At 62.4% G+C, this 22,892-nt stretch carries 21 protein-coding genes; 18 read left to right on the top strand and 3 right to left on the bottom strand.

The window, feature by feature from the left end; genetic code table 11:
- Positions 1-50 precede the first annotated feature (50 nt).
- Positions 51-557, bottom strand: a complete 507-nt coding sequence (locus EV286_RS23655) for a DUF992 domain-containing protein (protein ID WP_132959629.1) — start codon at positions 555-557, stop codon at positions 51-53.
- Between the two features lie 494 nt (positions 558-1,051).
- Here EV286_RS23655 and EV286_RS23660 point away from each other — a divergent pair, with 494 nt between their 5' ends.
- The 3 genes from EV286_RS23660 (at position 1,052) to EV286_RS23670 (ending at position 4,239) form a co-directional block, all read left to right on the top strand.
- Positions 1,052-2,065: a zinc-binding alcohol dehydrogenase family protein gene (locus EV286_RS23660; protein WP_132959630.1), complete on the top strand. Its 1,014-nt coding sequence runs from the start codon at positions 1,052-1,054 to the stop codon at positions 2,063-2,065.
- Between the two features lie 29 nt (positions 2,066-2,094).
- Positions 2,095-3,237, top strand: coding sequence for an L-dopachrome tautomerase-related protein (locus EV286_RS23665; protein WP_132959631.1), 1,143 nt, complete (start codon positions 2,095-2,097; stop codon positions 3,235-3,237).
- Positions 3,238-3,357: 120 nt separating this feature from the next.
- A complete protein-coding gene (locus EV286_RS23670) occupies positions 3,358-4,239 on the top strand; it encodes a LysR substrate-binding domain-containing protein (protein ID WP_132959632.1) in 882 nt (293 codons plus the stop codon).
- A 21-nt stretch (positions 4,240-4,260) separates the two neighbouring features.
- Here EV286_RS23670 and EV286_RS23675 read toward each other — a convergent pair whose 3' ends face one another.
- Entirely contained in the window at positions 4,261-5,337 is a 1,077-nt protein-coding gene (locus EV286_RS23675; protein WP_245500808.1) for a LacI family DNA-binding transcriptional regulator, read from the bottom strand.
- A 166-nt stretch (positions 5,338-5,503) separates the two neighbouring features.
- On the opposite strand from EV286_RS23675, the gene EV286_RS23680 reads away from it, so the two are divergent.
- The 4 genes from EV286_RS23680 to EV286_RS23695 all read left to right on the top strand — a co-directional run bounded on the left by EV286_RS23680 (position 5,504) and on the right by EV286_RS23695 (position 10,057).
- Positions 5,504-6,487, top strand: coding sequence for an ABC transporter substrate-binding protein (locus EV286_RS23680; RefSeq protein ID WP_132959633.1), 984 nt, complete (start codon positions 5,504-5,506; stop codon positions 6,485-6,487).
- 81 nt (positions 6,488-6,568) lie between these two features.
- The gene (locus EV286_RS23685; RefSeq protein WP_132959850.1) at positions 6,569-8,062 is read left to right on the top strand and encodes a sugar ABC transporter ATP-binding protein; all 1,494 of its coding nucleotides are present in this window, start codon (positions 6,569-6,571) and stop codon (positions 8,060-8,062) included.
- Position 8,063: 1 nt separating this feature from the next.
- On the top strand, positions 8,064-9,062 hold the full coding sequence (locus tag EV286_RS23690) for an ABC transporter permease (RefSeq protein ID WP_132959634.1): 999 nt from the start codon (positions 8,064-8,066) through the stop codon (positions 9,060-9,062).
- 11 nt (positions 9,063-9,073) lie between these two features.
- Positions 9,074-10,057, top strand: coding sequence for an ABC transporter permease (locus EV286_RS23695; protein ID WP_132959635.1), 984 nt, complete (start codon positions 9,074-9,076; stop codon positions 10,055-10,057).
- On the opposite strand, the gene EV286_RS23700 is transcribed toward EV286_RS23695, so the two are convergent.
- Positions 10,054-10,779 carry an SDR family oxidoreductase gene (locus EV286_RS23700; RefSeq protein WP_132959636.1) on the bottom strand — a complete coding sequence of 242 codons (726 nt, stop codon included), beginning with the start codon at positions 10,777-10,779 and terminating at the stop codon, positions 10,054-10,056. The genes EV286_RS23695 and EV286_RS23700 overlap by 4 nt on opposite strands.
- Before the next feature lie 432 nt (positions 10,780-11,211).
- On the opposite strand from EV286_RS23700, the gene kdpF reads away from it, so the two are divergent.
- From kdpF to cysW, 11 genes are all read left to right on the top strand, one after another.
- Complete coding sequence (gene kdpF, locus EV286_RS23705) at positions 11,212-11,301, top strand: K(+)-transporting ATPase subunit F (protein WP_132959637.1); 90 nt, start codon at positions 11,212-11,214, stop codon at positions 11,299-11,301.
- Positions 11,302-11,388: 87 nt separating this feature from the next.
- A complete protein-coding gene (gene kdpA, locus EV286_RS23710; protein WP_132959638.1) occupies positions 11,389-13,092 on the top strand; it encodes a potassium-transporting ATPase subunit KdpA in 1,704 nt (567 codons plus the stop codon).
- A gap of 11 nt (positions 13,093-13,103) precedes the next feature.
- Complete coding sequence (locus EV286_RS32095) at positions 13,104-13,250, top strand: hypothetical protein (protein ID WP_165932922.1); 147 nt, start codon at positions 13,104-13,106, stop codon at positions 13,248-13,250.
- A 44-nt stretch (positions 13,251-13,294) separates the two neighbouring features.
- On the top strand, positions 13,295-15,385 hold the full coding sequence (kdpB, locus tag EV286_RS23715) for a potassium-transporting ATPase subunit KdpB (RefSeq protein ID WP_132959639.1): 2,091 nt from the start codon (positions 13,295-13,297) through the stop codon (positions 15,383-15,385).
- A 12-nt stretch (positions 15,386-15,397) separates the two neighbouring features.
- The gene (kdpC, locus tag EV286_RS23720) at positions 15,398-15,967 is read left to right on the top strand and encodes a potassium-transporting ATPase subunit KdpC (RefSeq protein ID WP_132959640.1); all 570 of its coding nucleotides are present in this window, start codon (positions 15,398-15,400) and stop codon (positions 15,965-15,967) included.
- A 60-nt stretch (positions 15,968-16,027) separates the two neighbouring features.
- Positions 16,028-18,736, top strand: coding sequence for a sensor histidine kinase KdpD (locus EV286_RS23725; protein WP_132959641.1), 2,709 nt, complete (start codon positions 16,028-16,030; stop codon positions 18,734-18,736).
- Entirely contained in the window at positions 18,733-19,425 is a 693-nt protein-coding gene (locus tag EV286_RS23730; RefSeq protein WP_132959642.1) for a response regulator transcription factor, read from the top strand. Before EV286_RS23725 ends, EV286_RS23730 begins: the two co-directional genes overlap by 4 nt.
- An 85-nt stretch (positions 19,426-19,510) precedes the next feature.
- Positions 19,511-19,960, top strand: a complete 450-nt coding sequence (locus tag EV286_RS23735; RefSeq protein WP_132959643.1) for a PTS sugar transporter subunit IIA — start codon at positions 19,511-19,513, stop codon at positions 19,958-19,960.
- Positions 19,961-20,128: 168 nt separating this feature from the next.
- A complete protein-coding gene (locus EV286_RS23740) occupies positions 20,129-21,154 on the top strand; it encodes a sulfate ABC transporter substrate-binding protein (RefSeq protein WP_132959644.1) in 1,026 nt (341 codons plus the stop codon).
- A gap of 8 nt (positions 21,155-21,162) precedes the next feature.
- Positions 21,163-22,020, top strand: a complete 858-nt coding sequence (gene cysT / locus EV286_RS23745) for a sulfate ABC transporter permease subunit CysT (protein WP_132959645.1) — start codon at positions 21,163-21,165, stop codon at positions 22,018-22,020.
- The gene (cysW, locus tag EV286_RS23750; RefSeq protein ID WP_132959646.1) at positions 22,010-22,882 is read left to right on the top strand and encodes a sulfate ABC transporter permease subunit CysW; all 873 of its coding nucleotides are present in this window, start codon (positions 22,010-22,012) and stop codon (positions 22,880-22,882) included. The genes cysT and cysW overlap by 11 nt, the downstream gene beginning before the upstream one ends.
- Positions 22,883-22,892 lie beyond the last annotated feature (10 nt).

A 22,892-nucleotide genomic window follows, 5' to 3' on the forward strand; every position in this document is an offset into this window, starting at 1 on the left:
AAAAGAAAGCGCCGGGATGCTTGGCAGCCCCGGCGCTTTTCGTGATCGCGTCAGCTTGACGGAGTGAGCGTTACCGACGTTCCCGTTGCTGCGGCGTTGAGGCCGAGCTGTCCGGTCACACTGATCGTCTGAAGATGGACAGAGCCGGCCGTGCCGCCGAAGAGGACGTTCGTACCGACGCCTGCGGCGAGTGTCGCCTCGGCGCTTGCACCCTGATAGAGACCGGCCAGCGAACCGCGATGGTAGCCGGAGGTCGGCGCGAAAACGGCCCAGATGAGGCGGCCGCGTGTTGTGAAACCGACATCCACGCCGAACTTGCGAATTTCTCCGACATAGCGGTCGACAGAGTCACCGCTTGAGGCTGGGCTGAAAGTGCAGTCGAGCGATTTGGACGAACCAAGCAGATAACCGACACCACCGCCGACGTCGCAGGTCAGGAGCCCGATCTTGACGCCGTCGACGACGTCAGACTGAGGAGGCGGACCCAGGTCGGCCGCGCTTGCGGTCTGGGCCAGAACCAGCGATCCGGCGAGTAGGGCTGCAATCTTGATCTTCATGATTTTCTCCGCTTGAACGGGATGGAACATAGAGAGTCATAGCGGTTTGCCAAGCGCTTGCAGCTAACAAGGCGTTTCATTCGGAAACCAACCGTGTTCCTCTTGCAACGGTTTTCCGAGGACTGCCCTTCTCACGGCTCCTTGAAACCGGAAAGCCACGCGGATGGGCGCTGATCAATTCGATTCTCGAATTGGTTCTATATGAATTATGCGTTTGCATAATAGACACTCTGGCGACACCATTCTCCTCGCAAACCGAGTGGAGACCGAGATGAAAGCCCTCGTCCTGAACGCTCCTAGTGACATCGAGAATTTCCAGGTCGGCGAGATAGCAATGCCGCCGATCGGCATCGGCTGACGGCAGACATCACCGGAAACAGAGCAATCTGGGCGAACGCAGCCTTCAAGGGCCGGCGAACGGCGGCTGCGCATCCACACGCCCCTTTATTCACGAAGGCAGAGCACCAACTGAACCAACCTCAAGGAGAGCCGACATGAAAGCTATCGGATACTACAAGAACCTGCCCATCAACGAGCCGCAGTCCCTTGTCGATATCGAAATCGAAAAACCGGTACCGGGTCCGCATGACCTCCTGGTCAAGATTCAGGCGATCTCCGTCAATCCGGCCGATGTCAAGCTGCGCGCGGGCTCGATGCCCACGGACGGCCAACCTCGCATCCTGGGCTATGATGCCGTCGGTGTCGTCGAGGCGGTCGGTGCGAAAGCCGTGCTCTTCAAGCCCGGCGACGAGGTCTTCTATGCCGGCGCCATCAACCGTTCGGGCACCTATGCCGAATATCACACCGTCGACGAGCGCGTCGTTGGCCCGAAGCCGAAGTCACTCAGCGCCGCGCAGGCTGCCGCCCTGCCGCTCACCTCGCTGACGGCCTGGGAACTGCTCTTCGACAGGCTTGGCGTTCCCCTCGGCACCATGACTTCCGATGAGGCGATCCTGATCGTCAACGGCGCCGGCGGCGTCGGTTCGATCCTGACCCAGATCGCTCGGCGGCTGACGGGGCTGACCGTCATCGCCACCGCCTCCCGTCCGGAAACAATCGCCTGGGTGAAGGAGATGGGCGCCCATCACGTGATCGACCATCACAAGCCGCTGAACGAAGGGCTGAAGGAGATCGCTATTCCCCATGTGCGCTATGTCGCGGGCCTGACCGCAACGGGCACGCACCAGAAGGCGATCATCGAGTCCCTCAAGCCGCATGGCGCGCTCGCGATGATCGACGACCCCGAGACCTTCGATATCGTGCCGTTCAAGCGCAAGAGCCTTTCCGTGCACTGGGAGCTGATGTTCACGCCGACGCTCTACATGACGCCTGACATCGCGCAGCAGCACCGCATCCTGTCCGAAGTCGCTGCCCTTGCCGACCAAGGCATCATTCGGACGACCCTTCACGAGGATTACGGCACGATCAATGCCGAGAACCTGAAGCGCGCCCACACAGCCATCGAGAGTGCCCGCGGCATGGGCAAGATCGTCCTCAGCGGATTTTGAGAGCGACAGCAGACAGGAAGGAGAATGAGATGTTCAGACGTACCATGATGGCGGCCCTCACGGCCGCCCTGCTGCAGTCCACGACGATCTTGGGCCATGCGGCCGAGGAGATCGGCAAGATCGAGACCGTCGCGACATTCGACGACGCGATGCCGACCGGCGTTACGGTCGCTCCGAACGGTCGCATCTTCGTCAACTATCCTCGTTGGGGAGACGACGTTCCCTTCACGGTCGCGGAAATCGTCAACGGCAAGGCGGTCGCCTACCCCGATGCGGCGATCAACAAGGCCGATCCGGCGCATCCGGCAGACAGCCTCCTGAGCGTGCAGAGCGTCGTCGTCGATCCGGCGAACCGCCTCTGGATCCTGGATACCGCCGCACCCGGTTTCCAGACGCCGATTGCGGGCGGCGCGAAGATGGTCGCTGTCGATCTCGCCACCAACAAGGTGGTCAAGACGGTCGTCTTCCCGGCCGATGTGATCCTGCCGACGACCTATGTGAACGACGTTCGCTTCGATTTGCGCGAGGGCATGGAAGGCGTCGCCTATCTTACGGATTCCTCGCTGGCCGGTCCCGGCGGCCTGATCGTCGTGGACCTTGCCACGGGAGAGGCTTTCCGCCGCTTGACCGGCGACCGCACTACCTCTGCCGATCCCGACTTTGTTGCGGTGATCGACGGCAAGAAGATGATGAACCGACCAAAGGGGGGCACCCCTTCCAGGTTCACCGTGGCAAGCGACGGCATCGCATTGTCCCCGGATGGCGAGACGCTCTACTACTCGCCGCTTTCGAGCCGCCACCTCTACTCCGTTGCGACCGCCGCCCTGCGCGATCGGTCGATCAGCGACGCCGACCTCGCCAAACAGGTCAAGGATTTAGGTTTGAAAGGCGCGTCCGACGGACTGGAGGCCGACGACCAGGGCCGTGTCTATGGCGGCGACTACGAGAACCACCGCATTCGCATGCTGGAAGACGGGAGGTGGAAGACAATTGCGCAGTCCCCGCAAATCCAGTGGCCGGACACGCTCTCGACGGGCAGTGATGGCTACCTCTACTTCACCGTCAACCAGCTCGATCGCCAGGCCGGCTTCCACGAAGGGAACGATCTGCGCAAGAAACCCTACAAGCTCCTGCGCATCCGGATCGACGCCGGTCCCGTCGCCTTGAAGTAGAGGCACGCAGCAATGGTCTTCCTGATCGCGGTATCGGCCTTGTGGTTGGTACCGCCCCCTTCTTGAATTCAGAAGAAAATCAGATAGGCTGCAATTCACCTATTAATCTTCCATCTGCCGATGCGCTATCCTGACCTTGAGATCGATCTTCTGAGAGCCTTTGTCGCTGTTGCGGAAACCGGCAGCTTTACACTGGCGGCCGATGTCGTCGGGCGGTCGCAATCGGCCGTGTCGCAAAAGGTCCTAAGGCTGGAGGAGATCCTGCAGCGGAAGGTCTTCGAGCGGACCAGCCGCTCGCTGACGCTGACGCGCGAAGGCGAGCGGTTGCTGGTTGCCGCGAGAAGGATGCTGGAATTCAACGATTCCCTCGTCCGGGAACTGACCGAGCCGCCGGCGACGGGCTCGCTGCGGCTCGGCATTTCGGAGGACTTCGTTCCGGATCAGCTGCCACGGCTGCTTGCCCGCTTTGGCCGCCTCTATCCCGGCGTTCATCTCGACCTGATGACCGGGCTGAGCGGCGACCTTCTTGCGGCCTACGACGGTGGCAAGCTGGACGCCGTTATCGCCAAGAAGGACGGCCACGGGCCACGAGGCCGTGTCATATGGCGGGAACCGCTCGTCTGGATGGCGTCCGCCGACTACCAGCTCGACTTTACGAAGCCGGCGCGCCTGGTGATGCTGCGGGCGCCATGCTCCTATCGGGACATCATGATCTCGGCACTCGATAGCGTTCGCCGCGAATGGGTTGCCGTCTGCACCGCGAGTAGCCTGATGGGTGTCCAGGCAGCGGTTGCCGGCGGGCTGGGTGTCACCGTGCTCGCGGGTTCCTTCGTGCAGGACGGCATGAAGATCCTGCAGGCGCCGGATCACTGGCCGGCGCTCCCGATGACCGAGATTGCGGTGCTCGGCGAAGATGGCGAGGGGCGGCACCTCGTTGAGGCCCTCGTCTCGTTCCTGACCGAAAACCTGACCGGCAAGGGCGGACCGCTGATGGCGGCCTAGGGCCGGCAGCCACGGCGTTTCCTAGCTGTTTGCCGGTTTCGCCGTCGAACTTCTCACGACAAGCGGGCCATCCACCTTGATCGTCATCGGACGCAGCTCCTTCTGGTGGACGGCGATGTCGATAAGGATTTCTGCCGCCTTCTGCCCCATTTCGTAGTTGGGAAGAACGAGCGTGGAGAGCGGTGGATGGGTGTAGCGCGCCAGTTCCTGGTCGTCATAGCCCATGACTGAAACGTCCTCGGGGACGCGCAGCCCCTTTTCGGCCGCTGCCTCCATGACGCCGATCGCCATCAGGTCGTTGCCGCAGAAAATCGCCGTCGGAGGGTTCGGCATGGAAAGCAGCTCGAGCCCGGCTTCATAGCCGCGCAGGGGAAGCCAGTCACCGTCGCGCACCAGGTCCGGATCGAAGGCAACGTCGACGGTCGCCAGCGCCTGCTTGTAGCCCTTGAGGCGGTCGACCGCGGCATCCATCCAGGACTCGCCGTTGATGAAGCCGATGCGCCGATGGCCGAGCGACGTCAGATGCGCGGTCGCCGCAAAGCCGCCGGCCACCTCGCCTGGTACGATCGCCATATGCTGGCGCGGCTCGGCATAACAGTTGAGAAGGACCGTCGGGATATTCTGGAGCTGTTTCGGCACGTGGACGCGGCGTGTAAATATGGTCGCGAAGATCACGCCCACGATGCTCGGGTCGCGCAGGACGGAGCGCAGCACCGCCTCTTCCAGGTCCGGATTCGACCGGGTCGCATGGGCGGAGACGAGGAAGCCCTGCTCGAAGGCATAGTCGCGTGCACCGTCGAGGCTCACGACCGGATGCGGGCTGGTGGAAATTTCATCGACGATGAAGGCGATCGTGTCCTTCTCGACGATTGCCTGCGATGGCCGGTCATGCCGCACGCCGGGCAATTGGTAGCCGATCTTATGAGCAGCCTCGCGGACCTTCGCCTGGGTCTCCGGAGAAATCCTCGAACCAGACATCTGGTTGAGGACAAGGGAGACGCTCGATTGCGACACGCCCGCAATCCTGGCCACGTCTGTCATCGTCGGGCGCGTGCTTCCCCCGCGACGCGTGTCGTCGCGGCCATTATTCTTCCCCATCCCAAATCTCCTCCCACGGCCTGCTGCGCTGCAAACCGACTTACCGCAAGTGCTCATAAAATGAGACTTGACTGCTAATAATATTAGCGACAATATTGCCGTCTGTGAAGCACTTTCGCTCACTGCCGGTTTGAGGAGACCGGAGAAATCGGGAGGAGAAACTGAGATGGCCACATTCTCGCGTCGTACATTCATGCTCGCAGCCACGGCTCTTGGCGTGTTCGCCGTTGCCGGCACTGCCGCGATCGCGCAAGTCCCTGCCCTGAAGCAGAAGGACAAGTACAAGGTCGGCTTCGCGCAGACCGAATCCAATAATCCCTGGCGCATCGCCCAGACCGCAAGCATGAAGGCCGAAGCGGAGAAGCACGGCTATCAGCTCGTCTATACGGATGCCGCCGGTTCGGCTGCGAAGCAGGTTGCCGACGTCAACTCGATGATCGCCCAGGGCGTCGACGTCATCTTCCTGGCGCCCCGCGAAGAAAAGCCGCTGATCCCGGCAGTCATGGCCGCCAAGAAGGCCGGTATTCCGGTCATCCTGCTTGACCGCAGCGTCGATCCGAGCCTTGCCAAGGCAGGCCAGGATTATCTGACCTTCATCGGCTCCGACTTCATCCTCGAAGGCCAGCGCGTCGCCGAGTGGCTGGCGAAGAACGCCAACGGCAAGACCAAGATCATCGAGCTCGAAGGCACGACCGGCTCTTCGCCGGCAAACGACCGCAAGAAGGGCTTCGACGACACGATCAAGGCTGCCGGTGGCTTCGAGATCGTCGCGTCCCAGTCGGGCGACTTCGCCCGCGACAAGGGTCGCCAGGTCGCCGAGGCGCTCCTCCAGGCCCATCCGGATGCCGACATCATCTACGCCCACAACGACGAAATGGCGATCGGCGCGATTTCGGCCATCGAGGCCGCCGGCAAGGTGCCGGGCAAGGACATCCTCGTGCTGTCCATCGACGGCGGCAAGGAAGCCGTCCAGGCCGTGGTCGACGGCAAGATCGCGGCCGTGGTCGAATGCAACCCGCGCTTCGGGCCGAAGGCCTTCGAAACCATGGCCCGCTACGCTAAGGGCGAAAAGATCGAGCCCAAGCTCATCAATGATGATAAGTTCTACGACAGCTCGAACGCCAAGGATGAACTCGCCAACGCTTACTGATTTCGGCGGCGGACCAACCGGCCGATGCGGCTTGTACCGCCTCGGCCGGCATTTCTTTTGTTGTTGATGGGGTCGATGGGCATGCTGCTGTCCATGCAGGGAATTTCCAAGTCCTTTGCCGGTATTGCCGCCCTGCGGTCGGCGTCGCTGGACATTGCCGAGGGTGAGATCATGGCGCTGGTCGGCCAGAACGGCGCCGGCAAGTCGACACTGATCAAGATCCTCACGGGTGCCTATCATCGCGATGAGGGCACGGTCCGTTTCAATGGGCAGGACGTTGCCTTTTCAACGCCGGCCGAAAGCCAGGCGGCGGGGATCGCGACGATCTACCAGGAAATCAACCTCGCCCCGCAGCGTTCCATCGCCGAGAACATCTACCTGTCCCGGGAGCCGCGGAAATACGGTTTCCTCGATCGCCGGACGATGCGCGACAATGCACGCAAGGTCATGAAGACCTTCAACCTCGATATCGACGTCGACCTGCCCGTATCGCGCTTCAGCGCCGCGACCCGCCAGATGGTGTCGATCGCCCGCGCAGTCACGCAAAATGCCCGGCTGCTCATCATGGACGAGCCGACCTCCTCGCTCGACGATCGTGAAGTGTCGGTGCTTTTCGAAACGATCAGGACCCTGCAGAAGAACGGTGTCGCCGTTATCTTCATCGGCCACCGCCTGGACGAGTTGTATGCGATCTGTGATCGCGTCACGATCATGCGCGATGGACAGACGGTTGCCGTGAGCCCGATGGCAGACATGCCGAAGATGGAGTTGGTGCGCCACATGCTTGGCCGCGAGCTGGCTGCTTTCGAGGCGCTCAGTCGCGATGCGGACAACAATGAGCAAAAGCCGGTTCGCCTCGAACTCGAGAATGCCGGATCGGGGCTGCGCGTGCGCGATGTCAGCCTGACGGTGCGCGAGGGCGAGATTTCCGGTCTTGCCGGTCTGCTCGGTTCAGGACGGACGGAAACCGCCCGGATCATATTCGGCGTCGACCGGCTGCAGCGCGGCAGCCTGCGTTTCGCCGGCAGCGAACGCAATTATGCCGAGCCTGCGGCGGCAATTGCCGATGGCATTGGCCTCGTCTCCGAAGACCGCAAGGTGGACGGAATCGTGCCGGACATGAGCATTCGCGAGAACATGACCCTGGCGCTGCTGCCGAAGCTGAACAAGGCCGGCATTGTCGATCGCGCGCGGCAGGATGAAATCGTCAACCGGTTCATCAAGGCGCTCAGCGTCAAGTGTGCCTCTCCGGATCAGCCGATCAAGGAGCTTTCGGGTGGCAACCAGCAGAAGGTGCTGCTCGCCCGCTGGCTGTGCACCAATCCCCGCGTGCTGATCGTCGACGAGCCCACGCGCGGCATCGATATCGGGGCGAAGTCCGAGATCCTCAGGCTTCTGCGCAATCTTGCCGACGAGGGGCTGAGCGTGCTGATGATTTCTTCCGAACTGGAGGAACTGCTGGCTGCGGCCGATCGCGTGACCGTGCTCAGCGACGGCATGTCCGTCGCGGTCCTGCCGCGGCAGGAGCTTTCCGAGCAGAATCTGCTTGCCGCCATGGCGCATCAGGTAAATTGAGATGACGATCACAAACACATCCCTCAAGCCCGTAGCGCCCCGAGCCTCGTTTCTCCAGATCGCCAGTCGCTACGGCACGCTCGTCGCGTTCCTGTTGCTGATCGTCTTCAATGTCGCCGTAACGCCGAATTTCCTCTCCTGGCAGACGTTGAACGTCAACCTGACGCAGGTCGCGACGATCGTCATCGTAGCGACCGGCATGACGCTGGTGATCGCAACCGGTGGGATCGACCTTTCTGTCGGCTCGCTGATGGCTATCTCCGGTGCCATAGCGCCGATGATCTTTCTCGGCACCTTGTTTCCGATCGATAACATGGCCCTGGCAGTCGGCCTCGCCTTTGTGGTCCCGGTCATCGTTGCCGCGCTCTTCGGCTGGTTCAACGGCCTCCTGGTCACGCATTTCTCCATCCAGCCCATTGTCGCAACCTTGGTTCTCTTCATCGCCGGGCGCGGCATCGCGCAGGTCATGACCAACGGCAATCTGCAGGTCTTCAAGAACCCGTCCTTCCAGTTCATCGCCATGGGCCATGTTGCCGGCATTCCGGCGCAGGTCGCGCTGATGGTAGTCGTCGCCGCGCTTGCCTACTGCATGATCCGCTTCACTGTCCTCGGCCGGCAGATCATCGCGACCGGCGGCAATGAGAAGGCCGCCCAGCTCACCGGCATTCCGGTCCGGCGCGTGAAGACCCTGGTCTATGTGATCAGCGGCGCGCTTGCCGGCATCGCCGGTCTTGTCGTCGTTGCCCGAAATTCCGCGAGCGACGCCAATCTGGTCGGCATGGGCATGGAGCTTGACGCCATCGCCGCGGTGGCCGTCGGTGGTTCGCTACTGACGGGCGGGCGTGCCAACATCTTCGGCACGCTGCTGGGCGCGCTGGTGATCCAGCTCGTCCGCTACACGCTCCTTGCCAACGGCGTGCCGGATGCGGCGGCGCTGGTCGTGAAGGCGGGGCTCATCGTGGTGGCGGTGTTCATTCAACAACGTGCCGACAAGTCGTGAGGACCTGAAAGATGTTCGCCGCTCTTCTTCAGCCGTTTGCGCCAAAATCCTCCGGCGACCTTGCGCGCCTCGGTGTCCTGCTTGCGCTTGCCGCGCTGATCCTCTTCGGTGCGCTGCGCTACGACAACTTCCTGTCGCCTTTCAACATCCTCACCTTCCTGCGCTACAACTCAATGTTCGCGCTGATCGCACTCGGCATGGCATTCGTGATCATGACGGGCGGTATCGACCTTTCGGTCGGCGGGGTCGCGGCGCTTGCGAGCGTGGTATCCGCGTTGCTCTCGCCCTATGGCTGGGCGATCGGCCTTGGCGGCGGCGTCGGGGCAGGATTGATTGTCGGACTTCTCAACGGCTTCGTCATCACGAAGATGCGGATCCAGCCCTTCATCGCGACGCTCGCGGCCATGCTGGCTGCCTATGGATGCGCGTTGCTGCTTGCGAACAACCAGTCAGTGTCGGTTTCTTACGATACCGGCTTCGTCTCCATCGGCCAGGACGACTTTCTCGGTTTTCCGATTCCAGGATGGATAGCGCTGGTCGCCTACATCGTCGGCTGGATCCTGCTGGAGCGTCGTCCCTTCGGTCGCCATGTCCTCGCAATCGGAGACGGAGAGGGCACCGCCGCCTTGATGGGCCTCAAGGTCGAGCGCACGCTCTTTACCGTCTATGCTATTTCCGGACTGCTGGCGGGCCTTGCCGGGGTCATCCTTGCAGCGCAGTTCGGCGCCGGCCAGCCGACGGAGGGCGTCGGCTGGGAGCTTTTCGCCATCGCCTCGGTGGTCGTCGGCGGCACGCTGCTGACCGGCGGTTCCGGCTCCATCGGCGCGACGCTTGCAGGCGCGCTGCTTCTCGGCATGGTCTTCAATGTGCTCAATTTCGAGAACGGCCTAGGCTGGATATCGCTTTCGGCCTATTGGCAGTCGGTTATCCGCGGTGTCTTTCTGCTGATCGTCGTGGTGCTGCAGGCCCGCCTGACGGCCAAGTCAGCCGCCTAGGACACCGACAGGCCGCCATCGACCGGCAGCGAAATGCCGTTGACCATCGAGGCTTCGTCGCTGAGCAGGAACAGGATCGTTTCCGCAACCTCATCCGGATCGAGAAAGCGGCCGAGTGGAATGCGCGCCTTCACGGGATCGGCCTTTGCCGGATCGCTCCAGGCGAGCTCGCCCATCGGCGTCAAGGTCACGGTCGGATTGACGCTATTGACCCGGATTCCATGGGATCCGAGTTCGGCGGCCATGACGCGAGTCATGGCGTCGAGCGCCGCCTTCGAGGCACAATAGGCAGTGTGGTTCACCACGCCACGGCGTGCGGCGTCGCTGGAGACATTGACGATCGCACCCTTGATGCCCCGATCCAGCCAGTCACGGACGACGATCTGCGAGAGAACCAGCGGGGCCACCGTATTCACGGCGAGCACCCGGTTGAAATCCGGCAACTCGGTGGTGACGAAGGACTGGAGAACGGTCGTGCCGGCGCAATTTACCAGAAGGTCGACCGGCAGGGTCGCGCTGACCGCGTGCTGGATCGCTTCCGTCCTGGCAAGATCGATGCAGACGCTTTCGCAGCCGGTTTCGGTGGCGAGGGCATCGAGATCGCGCTGGTCCCGGCTGAGAGCGACCACCTTTGCTCCTCGAGATGCAAGCATCACGACCGTGGCGCGCCCGATGCCCTTGCCCGCGCCCGTCACCAGCACGCGTTTGTTCCGCCATTCCATGGATCAAGCTCCTCCGCCGTTCGGGGATTCGGTTTCCCCGTCGATTCCGAGCTATAGCATAGCTCAATCGGAAGCAGCGACTGCGCCGCCGCAGCAGCAGCGTTTTGCCGGAAGCATCGGACAGGTCGTAGCGACCGTAGAGGAACGGCGGGCGTTTATAGGATTTTTATATCTTTCCTGTCGCGCCCATCTCGAACCTTTATGCATTTTTACTTCATTATTAATGGCGAGAGATCGCAAGATGTCTCCACGCCAGAAAGTCTGAAAGGCGCCTTCGCAAAAGGCGCCCTTCTGTCTTGTCTGACTCCAAACAAGAACAACAGGAGTCAAGATCATGATGGATATAGTTCTCCTCGGCACCGCGGTCGTATTTTTCCTGCTGTGCTTTGCCTATACCAGAGCCTGCGACAGGCTTTAACCGGAGAAACGCTGATGAGCTTCGATTATATTCTCAGCGGTGCCGTAACCGTGTTTCTCACCGTTTACCTCACCTACGCTCTCATTCGCCCCGAGCGCTTCTGATCTCCGCCCGCCGGTTCCCGGGCCTCCCACCCGAGGAGCGATCCAGGCGCGACATCAAAAAATAGCCCGGTATTGAAAGTAACTTCCATGACCCTCAACGGATGGCTTCAGATCCTGATTTTCTGCGGGATCGTCCTCGTGCTCGTCAAGCCGCTCGGCGGCTACATGACGCGCGTCTTTAGCGGCGAGCGCACATTTCTGTCACCGGTCCTCGTTCCGATCGAACGGGGACTTTATGCAGTTGCCGGCACCAGCGAACGCGAAGAGCAGCATTGGACCTCCTATGCTTTCGCCATGCTGATGTTCAATCTGCTTGGCGTCATCGTGCTCTATGCGCTGATGCGTTTCCAGGCCATGCTTCCCTACAATCCGGCCGGAATGGCTGCCATTCCGCCAGAACTGTCGTTCAACACCTCCACCAGCTTCGTCAGCAACACCAACTGGCAGAACTACGGCGGCGAAAGCACGATGTCCTACCTCACCCAGATGGCAGGCTTCACAGTGCAGAACTTCGTCTCTGCGGCAACCGGCATCGCCATCGCCGTCGCCTTCATACGCGCCTTCGCACGCGCATCCGGCAAGGCCATCGGCAACTTCTGGGTCGATATGATCCGGTCGACGCTTTATATCCTGCTGCCGCTCTGCATCGTGCTGACGCTGGTCTACGTCTATCTCGGCGTGCCGCAGACGCTCGGTCCCTATGTCGATGCAACGACCCTCGAGGGCGTCAAGCAGACGATCGCCGTCGGCCCGGTTGCCTCGCAGCTCGCCATAAAGATGCTCGGCACCAACGGCGGCGGCTTCTTCAATGCCAACTCCGCCCATCCGTTTGAAAATCCCGACGCGATCTCGAACCTGATCCAGATGGTCTCGATCTTTGCGATCGGTGCCGCCATGACGAACGTCTTCGGCCGGATGGTCGGCAACCAGCGCCAGGGCTGGGCGATCCTTGCCACGATGGGCGTGCTCTTCGTCGCCGGCGTCATCGTCACCTACTGGGCGGAAGCTGCCGGCAACCCGCTGATGCATGCCTTCGGCCTGCAGGGCGGCAACATGGAAGGCAAGGAAGTCCGCTTCGGCATAACCCTGTCGTCACTGTTTGCCGTGATCACCACGGCGGCATCCTGCGGCGCGGTCAACGCCATGCATGGAAGCTTTACCGCGCTTGGCGGCTTGATCCCGCTCATCAACATGCAGCTCGGCGAAGTCATCGTCGGCGGTGTCGGTGCGGGCTTCTACGGCATCTTGCTTTTCATCATCGTCGCCGTCTTCGTTGCCGGTCTCATGGTCGGTCGTACGCCGGAATATCTCGGCAAGAAGATCGAGGCGAAGGAAATGAAGATGGCCGTTCTCGCCATTCTTTGCCTACCGCTCGCCATGCTGGTCTTTACCGCCATCGCCACCGTGCTTCCGAGCGCCGTTGCCTCGGTCGGTACGGCCGGTCCGCACGGCTTCTCCGAAATCCTCTATGCCTATACGTCCGCTGCTGCGAACAACGGCTCGGCTTTCGGCGGCCTGACGGGCAACACGCCCTGGTACAACATCACGCTCGGCCTCGGCATGCTGATGGGTCGCTACCTGGTCATCATCCCGGCCCTTGCGATTGCCGGCTCGCTGATCACCAAGAAGACCGTTCCCGCCTCGGCAGGCACTTTCCCAACTGATGGTCCGCTCTTCGTCGGCCTGCTCGTTGGCACGATCCTGATCGTCGGCGGCCTGACCTTCTTCCCGGCGCTGGCCCTTGGCCCAGTCGTCGAGCACCTGGTAGCGCTCGCCGGTCAGACCTTCTGAGGAGATGTGCCATGCATATCGTCCGCAAGCTCTTCACTTCACGTCCCGGGTTGCCGGGACGTGAAACGGAACGGATGGCCCGCGCCTCCGACATCATCCTCATGATGATGATCGTGCTTCTCGTCGTCCTCGCCGCAATCAGAATCTTACAGGGCTGACCGGTCTTCCGGTTCGCCATCCTCGTTTCAAGCTGGAGTCTCTTATGAGCCAGTCAAAATCCGCGAGCATCATGGATTCTCGCATCCTCCTCCCGGCCGTGGGCGCCGCGTTCAAGAAGTTGAACCCGCGTACGCTTGCCAAGAACCCGGTCATGTTCGTCGTGGCCACGGTCTCGGCGCTGACGACCGTCCTCTTCATCCGCGACCTGCTCACCGGCGGCGGCAATCTCGGCTTCTCGCTCCAGATCAACATCTGGCTCTGGTTCACGGTCCTTTTTGCCAACTTCGCGGAAGCCGTCGCCGAAGGCCGCGGCAAGGCGCAGGCCGATTCACTGCGCAAGGCACGCACCGAAACACAGGCGAAGCTCCTTTCGGCCAACAACGGCTCCGGCTTCAAGCTGGTTCCCGGCACGAGCCTCAGGGTCGGCGACGTCGTCCTCGTCGAAGCCGGCGACATCATCCCCTCCGATGGCGAAGTCATCGAGGGCGTGGCGTCGGTCAACGAAGCGGCGATCACCGGTGAATCGGCTCCGGTCATCCGTGAATCCGGTGGCGACCGGTCCGCGGTCACCGGCGGCACGCAGGTGCTGTCCGACTGGATCCGGGTTCGCATCACCGCCGCTGCCGGCTCGACCTTCCTCGACCGCATGATCGCGCTCGTCGAAGGTGCCGAACGCCAGAAGACCCCGAACGAGATCGCGCTCAACATCCTGCTCGCAGGCATGACGCTGATCTTCGTGCTCGCTACTGCGACGATCCCGAGCTTTGCGACTTATGCCGGCGGCTCGATCCCGATCATTGTACTTGTCGCGCTGTTCGTCACCCTGATCCCGACCACCATCGGCGCACTCCTGTCGGCCATCGGTATCGCCGGCATGGACCGCCTGGTGCGCTTCAACGTGCTGGCCATGTCCGGTCGCGCTGTCGAAGCCGCCGGTGACGTCGATACTCTGCTCCTCGACAAGACGGGCACGATCACGCTCGGCAACCGCCAGGCCACCTCCTTCCGTCCTGTCAGAGGCGTGACGGAACAGGAGCTTGCCGATGCCGCCCAGCTCGCCTCGCTTGCCGACGAGACGCCGGAAGGCCGTTCCATCGTCGTTCTCGCCAAGGAGAAGTACTCGATCCGCGGCCGAGACATGGCAAGCCTCAAGGCGACCTTCGTGCCCTTCACGGCGCAGACCCGCATGAGCGGCGTCGACCTCGAAGGCTCGTCGATCCGCAAGGGCGCCGTCGATGCGGTTCTCACCTACGTCAACACCGCTCCCGCTTCCGGCGCCGCAGATAGCACGTTCGTCATGTCGCGCACCGGCGGTGAGACCGTCCGCGAGCTGCAGGCGATCGCCGACGAGATTGCCAAGTCGGGCGGCACGCCTCTGGCGGTTGCTCGCGACGGCAGGCTCCTTGGCATCGTACAGCTCAAGGACATCGTCAAGGGCGGCATCCGCGAGCGTTTCTCGGAACTGCGCCGCATGGGCATCCGCACCGTGATGATCACCGGCGACAACCCGATGACGGCGGCTGCGATCGCCGCCGAAGCTGGCGTCGACGACTTCCTCGCCCAGGCGACCCCCGAAAACAAGCTGTCGCTGATCCGCGAGGAACAGGCCAAGGGCAAGCTCGTCGCCATGTGCGGCGACGGCACGAACGACGCCCCGGCGCTGGCACAGGCCGATGTCGGCGTCGCCATGAACACCGGTACGGTCGCTGCTCGCGAAGCCGGCAACATGGTCGACCTCGACTCGGATCCGACGAAGCTCATCGAGATCGTCGAAATCGGCAAGCAGCTGCTGATGACCCGTGGTGCGCTGACGACCTTCTCGATCGCCAACGACATCGCCAAGTACTTCGCCATCATCCCGGCGATGTTCCTGACCTTCTACCCGCAGCTCGGCGCGCTCAACATCATGGGTCTCGCCACGCCGCAAAGCGCGATCCTGTCGGCGATCATCTTCAATGCGCTGATCATCATCGCTCTTATCCCCCTCTCGCTGAGAGGCGTGCGTTACCGGCCGATCGGCGCCGGCGCTCTTTTGAGCCGGAACCTGCTGATCTATGGCGTCGGCGGCATCATCGTGCCCTTCATCGGCATCAAGGCGATCGACGTCGTCATCACGGCCATTGGCCTCGCCTAAGGAGTTCGTACCATGCTAAAAGAACTACGTCCGGCAATCGTCATGATCGTTGCCACCACAGTGCTCACAGGTCTTGCCTATCCGTTGGCCATGACAGGGGTCGCCCAGGCGATCTTCCCCTACCAGGCGAACGGCAGCCTTGTTGAAAAGGACGGCCAGGTGATCGGCTCGAGGCTTATCGGCCAGGCCTTCACCAGCGACAAGTACTTCCACGATCGCCCGTCCGCCGCCGGCGACGGCTACAATGCCGCCGCCTCCAGCGGCTCCAACCTCGGCCCGACCAGCCAGAAGCTGATCGACCGGGTGAAGGGCGACTACGAGGCCGCCAAGGCCACGAATCCCGACGCGGAAGTCCCGGCCGACCTGGTGACCGCCTCCGGCAGCGGCCTTGATCCGGACATCTCGCCGGAAGCCGCCTATTTCCAGGTTCCGCGCGTCGCCAAGGCACGCGGCATGGATGAGGCAAAGGTGAAGGCGCTTGTCGACGATGCCGTCAAGGGCCGTGAGCTCGGCATCCTTGGCGAGCCGGTGGTCAATGTGCTTGCATTGAACCAGGCCCTGGATGCTTCTATGACTCCGTGAGACTGAGAGCCGGGGGCCTCCTGAATGACCCCCGGCCTCGATCCTGAAGAAAGTTCGCATATGCCAGACGACAGCCCGGAATCGCGAAGCCGCCCTTCGCCGGACGCCCTTCTCGAAAAGGCCCGGGCAGAATCGCGCGGCCGCCTGAAGATTTTTCTGGGCGCAGCGCCGGGTGTCGGCAAAACCTACGAAATGCTGGTGTCCGGCCGGGCCAAGATCGCCGATGGCCAGGATGTCGTGGTCGGCGTCGTTGAAACCCACGGGCGCAAGGAAACCGAGGCGCTTCTGGATGGCTTCGAAATCATTCCGCGCGTGCGCGTCGAGTACAAGGGCCACGTTCTGGAGGAGATGGACATCGACGCCATCCTCGCCCGCCGGCCGGATCTCGTTCTTGTCGACGAACTCGCCCACACCAACGCGCAAGGCAGCCGCCATCCCAAACGATACCTCGACGTCAAGGAACTGCTCGACCGCGGCATCGACGTCTATACGACGCTGAACATCCAGCACGTCGAAAGCCTCAACGACGTCGTCTCGCAGATCACGCGCATAAGGGTGCGCGAGACCGTGCCTGACTCCGTCGTGGACATCGCCGACGACGTCGAGATCATCGACCTTACCCCCGACGATCTGATCAAGCGCCTGCACGACGGCAAGGTCTATGTGCCGAAGACGGCCGAGCGCGCGCTCACCGGCTATTTCACCCCCGGTAACCTGACGGCGCTGCGCGAGCTCGCGCTGCGAAAGACTGCCCAGCGGGTCGATGACCAGTTACTCAACCACATGCAGGCCCATGCGATCTCCGGCCCCTGGGCCGCCGGCGAGCGGGTCGTCGTTTCGATCGACCACCACCCCCGCAGTGCCTCGCTAGTGCGCTACGCATCGCGGATCGCCGCGCGCCTGCGCGCACCCTGGGCCGCCATCTATGTCGAGACGGCCCGCTCGATCAATCTTACCGAGGCCGGCCGTGACGCGATCGCCGCGACCTTGCGGCTTGCCGAGCAGTTGGGTGGCGAAGCGATCACCATCCCCGGCAGGGAGGTCGTCGAGGAGCTCATGCGGTATGCGGCGACCCAGAACGTCACGCACATCGTCATCGGCTCGCCAAGAAGGGCGAGTTGGCGCGAATGGTTCCAGCGCTCACCCGCCGACGAACTGATCCGCAAGGCCGGTGATATCAGCGTTCACGTCATTGCCGGAACGGACAAGGAAAGCTCCGCCGACCGTGGCGTGAAGACCAGCACGCCTTCCGCCACCTTCCAGCTTCGCGCCTATGCTCTGGCGACCGTGCATGTCGCCGTCGCGCTCGCGGCCGGCGTCGTGCTCGACCAGGTGCTGGACGTCCGCAACCTCGCCCTCGTCTTCCTGATGGCGGTGCTCACGACCGCAGTCACGCTTGGCTTACGCCCGGCACTCTATGCCTGCGTCGCAAGCGCGCTCGCCTTCAATTTCTTCTTCCTGCCGCCGCGCTACACCCTGACGATCAGCGATCCGGAAAGCGTGCTCGCCCTCTTCTTCTTCCTCGGCGTCGCTGTCATCGCCAGCAACCTGACCGCGACGGTACAGCGCCAGGCGGCTGCCGCGCGCCAGCGGGCGCGCACGACCGAGGATCTATATCTGTTCAGTAGGAAACTTGCCGGAACCGGCACGCTCGACGACGTGCTCTGGGCGACCGCCTTCCAGCTCGCCTCTATGCTGAAGGTTCGCGTCGTGCTGTTGCTGCCGGAAGACGACACGATCGCGGTCAAGGCCGGCTATCCGCCTGATGACACGCTGGACGATGCCGATATTGCCGCCGCGCGCTGGGCCTGGGAGCACAATCATGCTGCCGGCCGCGGCGCCGACACCCTGCCGGGTGCAAAGCGGCTCTACTTCCCCCTGCGCACCGGGCGCGGCGCTGTCGGCGTCATCGGTCTCGACAGCGATCGCGGTGACGGGCCGCTGCTCACGCCGGAGCAGCAGCGCCTTCTCGATGCGCTGGCAGACCAGGCCGCACTCGCCATCGAACGAATCCAGCTGGTCGCCGATGTGGACCGGGCGAAACTCGCTGCCGAAGCCGATCGCCTCCGCTCGGCGCTGCTCACATCCATCTCGCATGATCTGAAGACGCCACTTGCGGCCATCCTCGGTGCGGCCGGCACCTTGCGCGAATACCGGGAATCGCTTGCCGAGGTCGACCGGGTCGACCTGCTTTCGACGGTCATCGACGAATCCGAGCGGCTCAACCGCTTCATCGCCAACCTGCTCGACATGACGAAAATCGAGTCCGGTGCGATGGAGCCCAACCACGCGCTGCACTATGCCGGCGATATTGTCGGCAGTGCACTGCGCCGCAGCGCCAAGATCCTCGCCCACCACAAGATGGAGGTAAGGATCCCGGCCGACCTGCCGATGATCCGGGTCGATCCCGTCCTGTTCGAGCAGGTGCTTTTCAACCTGCTCGACAACGCGGCAAAATACGCGCCGGAAGGTTCGACGATCCGCCTCGACGGCTGGGCCAATTCCGACCAAGTCGTCTTCCAGGTACTCGACGAGGGCCCGGGAATACCGCCTGCCGATCTCGACCGCGTTTTCGACACCTTCTATCGCGTGCGCAAGGGCGATCAGGTGCGGGCCGGAACCGGGCTCGGCCTGTCGATCTGCCGCGGCTTCATCGAAGCCATGAACGGAACGATCACCGCCGGAAACCGCAGCGGCCAGTCCGGCGCGGTCTTCACCATACGCCTGCCCAAACCAATCGATATCCCAAGACTGGATGAACTCAAATGAACGGTTCAGCCGTGAAAATACTCGTCGTTGACGACGAGCCGCCTATCCGCAAGCTTCTACGCGTCGGCCTCAGCGCCCAGGGCTATGCCGTGAGCGAGGCGTCGAATGCGGCGACTGCGCTCCAGGCAGTCCATGAAGAACAGCCCGACCTGATCCTCCTCGATCTCGGCCTGCCCGACAGGCCGGGCCATGACCTGCTGCAGCAATGGCGGGAGGACGGGTTGCAGATGCCGGTCGTCATACTCTCGAGCCGGACCGACGAAGCGGGCATCGTAAAGGCGCTGGAAACCGGCGCCGACGATTATGTCACCAAGCCTTTCGGCATGAACGAACTCGGGGCGCGCATCCGCGTTGCCCTGCGCCATCGCCTGCAGCAGCAGGGCGAGAAGGCGATCTTCCAGACCGGCGGGCTCTCCATCGATCTCGTCAAGCGCATCGTCAAGGTGGATGGGCGCGAGATCAAGCTCTCGCCCAAGGAATACGAGATCCTGCGCGTTCTCGCCCAGCATGCCGGCAAGGTGCTGACGCACCAGTTCCTCCTGAAGCAGGTATGGGGTGCAGCCGCGGATGTGCAGTACCTGCGCGTATATGTGCGGCAGCTGCGCCAGAAGGTCGAGCAGGTGCCGGACCAGCCGCAATACATCACCACCGAAACCGGTGTGGGCTATCGCCTACGTGAGCCCGACTGAACCCGCGGATGTATCGCGGCCGGTCAACGCCCGTGCAAGGGACGGCGCGTATCCTCGCCCTATCATCCGCTTGAGCGAGCACAGAATGGATCTCTCTAAGATAATTCCGCCCGAAAACGTCTTCATCGACATCTCGGCGCCAACCAAGTGGCGGGCCCTGCAGGTCCTGTCCTCCAAGGCTGGCGAGCTGATGCAGCTCGACCAGAAAGTGGTGCTGCACGCGCTCGAAGTGCGCGAAAGACTGGGCTCGACCGGCATCGGCAACGGCATAGCGATTCCGCACTCGGCCGTCGCCGGTCTCGACGGGCCGCGCGGGCTCATCATGCGCTTCGGCCAGCCGATCGATTTCGAGGCGATTGACGATGTCCCGGTCGATCTCGCCTTTCTGCTGCTCTACGGCGAAAGCGCGCGTGGCGAATACCTGAACGTGCTCGCTGCCGTCGCCAGGCGGCTGAAGGCCGACGGCATCCCGGACCGGATGCGGTGGGCCCGCACAGCCGATGAGCTCTACGCCCTGTTCATGGCTCCTGCGTGAGATTTGCGTTCGCCAGGAAGCCAAAAACCGCTGGCCGACAGCAATGACATTTCAAAATATGCGCTGAAAAGGTATGACGTTCTAACCGGTGCAAGGGAACCGGAACAATCTGCGTTACATTATACTACCAAGTTGATAGAGTTAAACCATTGACGAAGGAGGTAACCCATGCAGATTCCAAGGCTTTCCCGGCTGCTCGCGACCGCGCTCGTGGCGAGCAGTTTCACCCTAGGCGGCCTCGCCCCAGCGCTTGCCGATAGCACGCTTCTGAACGTGTCCTATGACCCGACGCGCGAGCTCTACAAGGACTTCAACGCCGTCTTCGCAGCCAAATGGCAGAAGGATAACGGCGAAACGTTGACCATCCAGACCTCGCATGGCGGCTCCGGCGCCCAGGCTCGCTCGGTCATCGACGGACTCGACGCCGATGTCGTCACGCTGGCGCTTGAGGGTGATATCGACGCGATCGCCAAGGCGACAGGCAAGATCCCTGCCGACTGGAAGACCAAATTCCCGAACAATTCGACGCCCTATACCTCCACCATCGTCTTCCTTGTCCGCAAGGGCAATCCCAAGGGCATCAAGGACTGGTCCGATCTCGTTAAGGACGACGTCCAGGTCATCACGCCCAATCCGAAGACCTCCGGCGGTGCTCGCTGGAACGTGCTGGCTGCCTGGGCATGGGCAAAACAGGCAAATGGCGGCGACGATGCGAAGGCGCAGGAGTATGTCACCCAGCTCTTCAAGCACGTTCCCGTGCTCGATACCGGCGCACGCGGCGCGACGACCACCTTCGTCCAGCGTGGCCTTGGCGACGTCCTGCTTGCCTGGGAAAACGAAGCCTATCTCTCCCTTGAGGAACTTGGCCCCGACAGCTTCGAGATCGTGACGCCCTCGGTTTCCATCCGCGCCGATCCTCCGGTCGCGATCGTCGATGGCAATGTCGACAAGAAGGGGACGCGCAAGGTCGCCGAAGCCTATCTGAACTACCTCTATTCGGATGACGGCCAGAAGATCGCTGCCAAGCACTACTACCGCCCGTTCAAGCCGGAAGCCGCGGACAAGGCCGATATCGCGCGGTTCCAGGACCTCAAGCTCGCCACGATCGACGATTTCGGAGGCTGGAAGGAAGCGCAGCCGAAATTCTTCGGCGACGGCGGAATATTTGACCAAATCTACAAGCCGGGCCAATAATATTCCGCATGAACGAAATTAGCCGCACACGGTGGCGGTTCAAGCGGCCGAGCGTCATTCCGGGTTTCGGAATGGCGCTCGGCCTTGCCTTGACCTGGCTCACCCTTCTCGTCCTTATCCCGCTTTCAGGTCTTGCCTGGCGGTCGAGCGCACTTGGCTGGGACAAGTTCTGGTCCATCGCGCTTGACCCACGGACGCTGAATGCGCTTCGAATCAGTTTTGGCGGCGCCTTCATCGCCGCCTGCTTCAATGTCGTCTTCGGCGTCATGCTTGCCTGGGTGCTCGTACGCTATCGCTTCTTCGGCAAGCGGATCATCGATGCGATGGTTGACCTGCCGTTTGCATTGCCGACGGCAGTCGCCGGTATTGCGTTGACGACGCTCTACGCTCCGAACGGCTGGGTGGGGCAGTTCCTGACGCCGCTCGGCATCAAGATCGCCTTTACGCCCGCCGGCATCGTGGTTGCGCTCATCTTCGTGGGCCTGCCCTTCGTCGTGCGCACGGTCCAGCCGGTGATGGAGGAGATCGACCGCGAGATCGAAGAAGCTTCGGCAACGCTCGGCGCCAACCGCTTCCAGACGATCAGCCGCGTGCTCCTGCCGGGGCTGGCGCCCGCCGTGCTGACCGGCTTTGCGCTTGCCTTCGCCCGCGGCGTCGGCGAATACGGTTCGGTGATCTTTATCGCGGGCAACCTGCCCTACGTCTCGGAAATCGCGCCGCTTCTCATCGTCATCCGGTTGGAGGAGTTCAACTATCCGGCTGCAACCGCGATTGCCGCCGTCATGCTGGTCCTGTCTTTCACCATGCTTCTCGTCATCAATCTCATCCAGGCCTGGAGCAGGCGGAGGTACGGCTATGGCACATGATCTCGTTTCCCATTCGCTCAAGGTGCGTTCGGTCACCACCGAGAGCACGCTCGCGCGCTGGATCCTGGTCATCGTGTCGCTGGTCTTCCTGACGCTGATCCTGCTCCTGCCGCTTGCGGCCGTCTTCGTTGAGGCCTTCCGCAAAGGGCCGGGAGCGTTTGTTTCCGCGCTGCAGGACCCGGAGACGTTTTCCGCGATCCGGCTGACGCTGATCGTCGCTGCCGTCAGCGTGCCGCTGAACCTCGTCTTCGGCGTGGCTGCGGCCTGGGCGATCGCCAAGTTCGAGTTCAAGGGCAAGGCTTTCCTTACGACGCTCATCGACCTGCCCTTCTCGGTGTCACCGGTCATTTCCGGCCTGGTCTTCGTTCTCCTCTTCGGCGCCAATACCTGGCTCGGACAGTGGCTCTCGGCGCACCAGATCAAGATCCTCTTCGCCCCGCCGGGCCTCATCCTCGCAACCATGTTCGTCACCTTTCCCTTCGTTGCGCGCGAGCTCATCCCGCTCATGCAGGAGCAGGGAACCGCGGACGAGGAGGCGGCGCTTTCGCTCGGCGCCAGCGGGTGGCAGACCTTCTGGCACGTGACCCTGCCGAACATCAGGTGGGGCCTGCTTTACGGCGTGCTGCTCTGCAACGCCCGAGCCATGGGCGAATTCGGGGCCGTTTCGGTCGTTTCGGGCCATATCCGCGGGCAGACGAATACGATGCCGCTGCAGGTTGAGATCCTCTACAACGAGTATAATTTTACGGGCGCATTCGCCGTCGCATCGCTTCTGGCCCTGCTTGCCCTTGTCACCCTTGTCTTGAAGACGCTGCTGGAAATGAAATACAGCGCGGAAATTGCTGCCAGCCGGCGTCACTGAAGGAATTGTA

Source organism: Rhizobium sp. BK251 (assembly GCF_004345245.1).
In the GTDB taxonomy this organism is placed as follows: domain Bacteria; phylum Pseudomonadota; class Alphaproteobacteria; order Rhizobiales; family Rhizobiaceae; genus Rhizobium.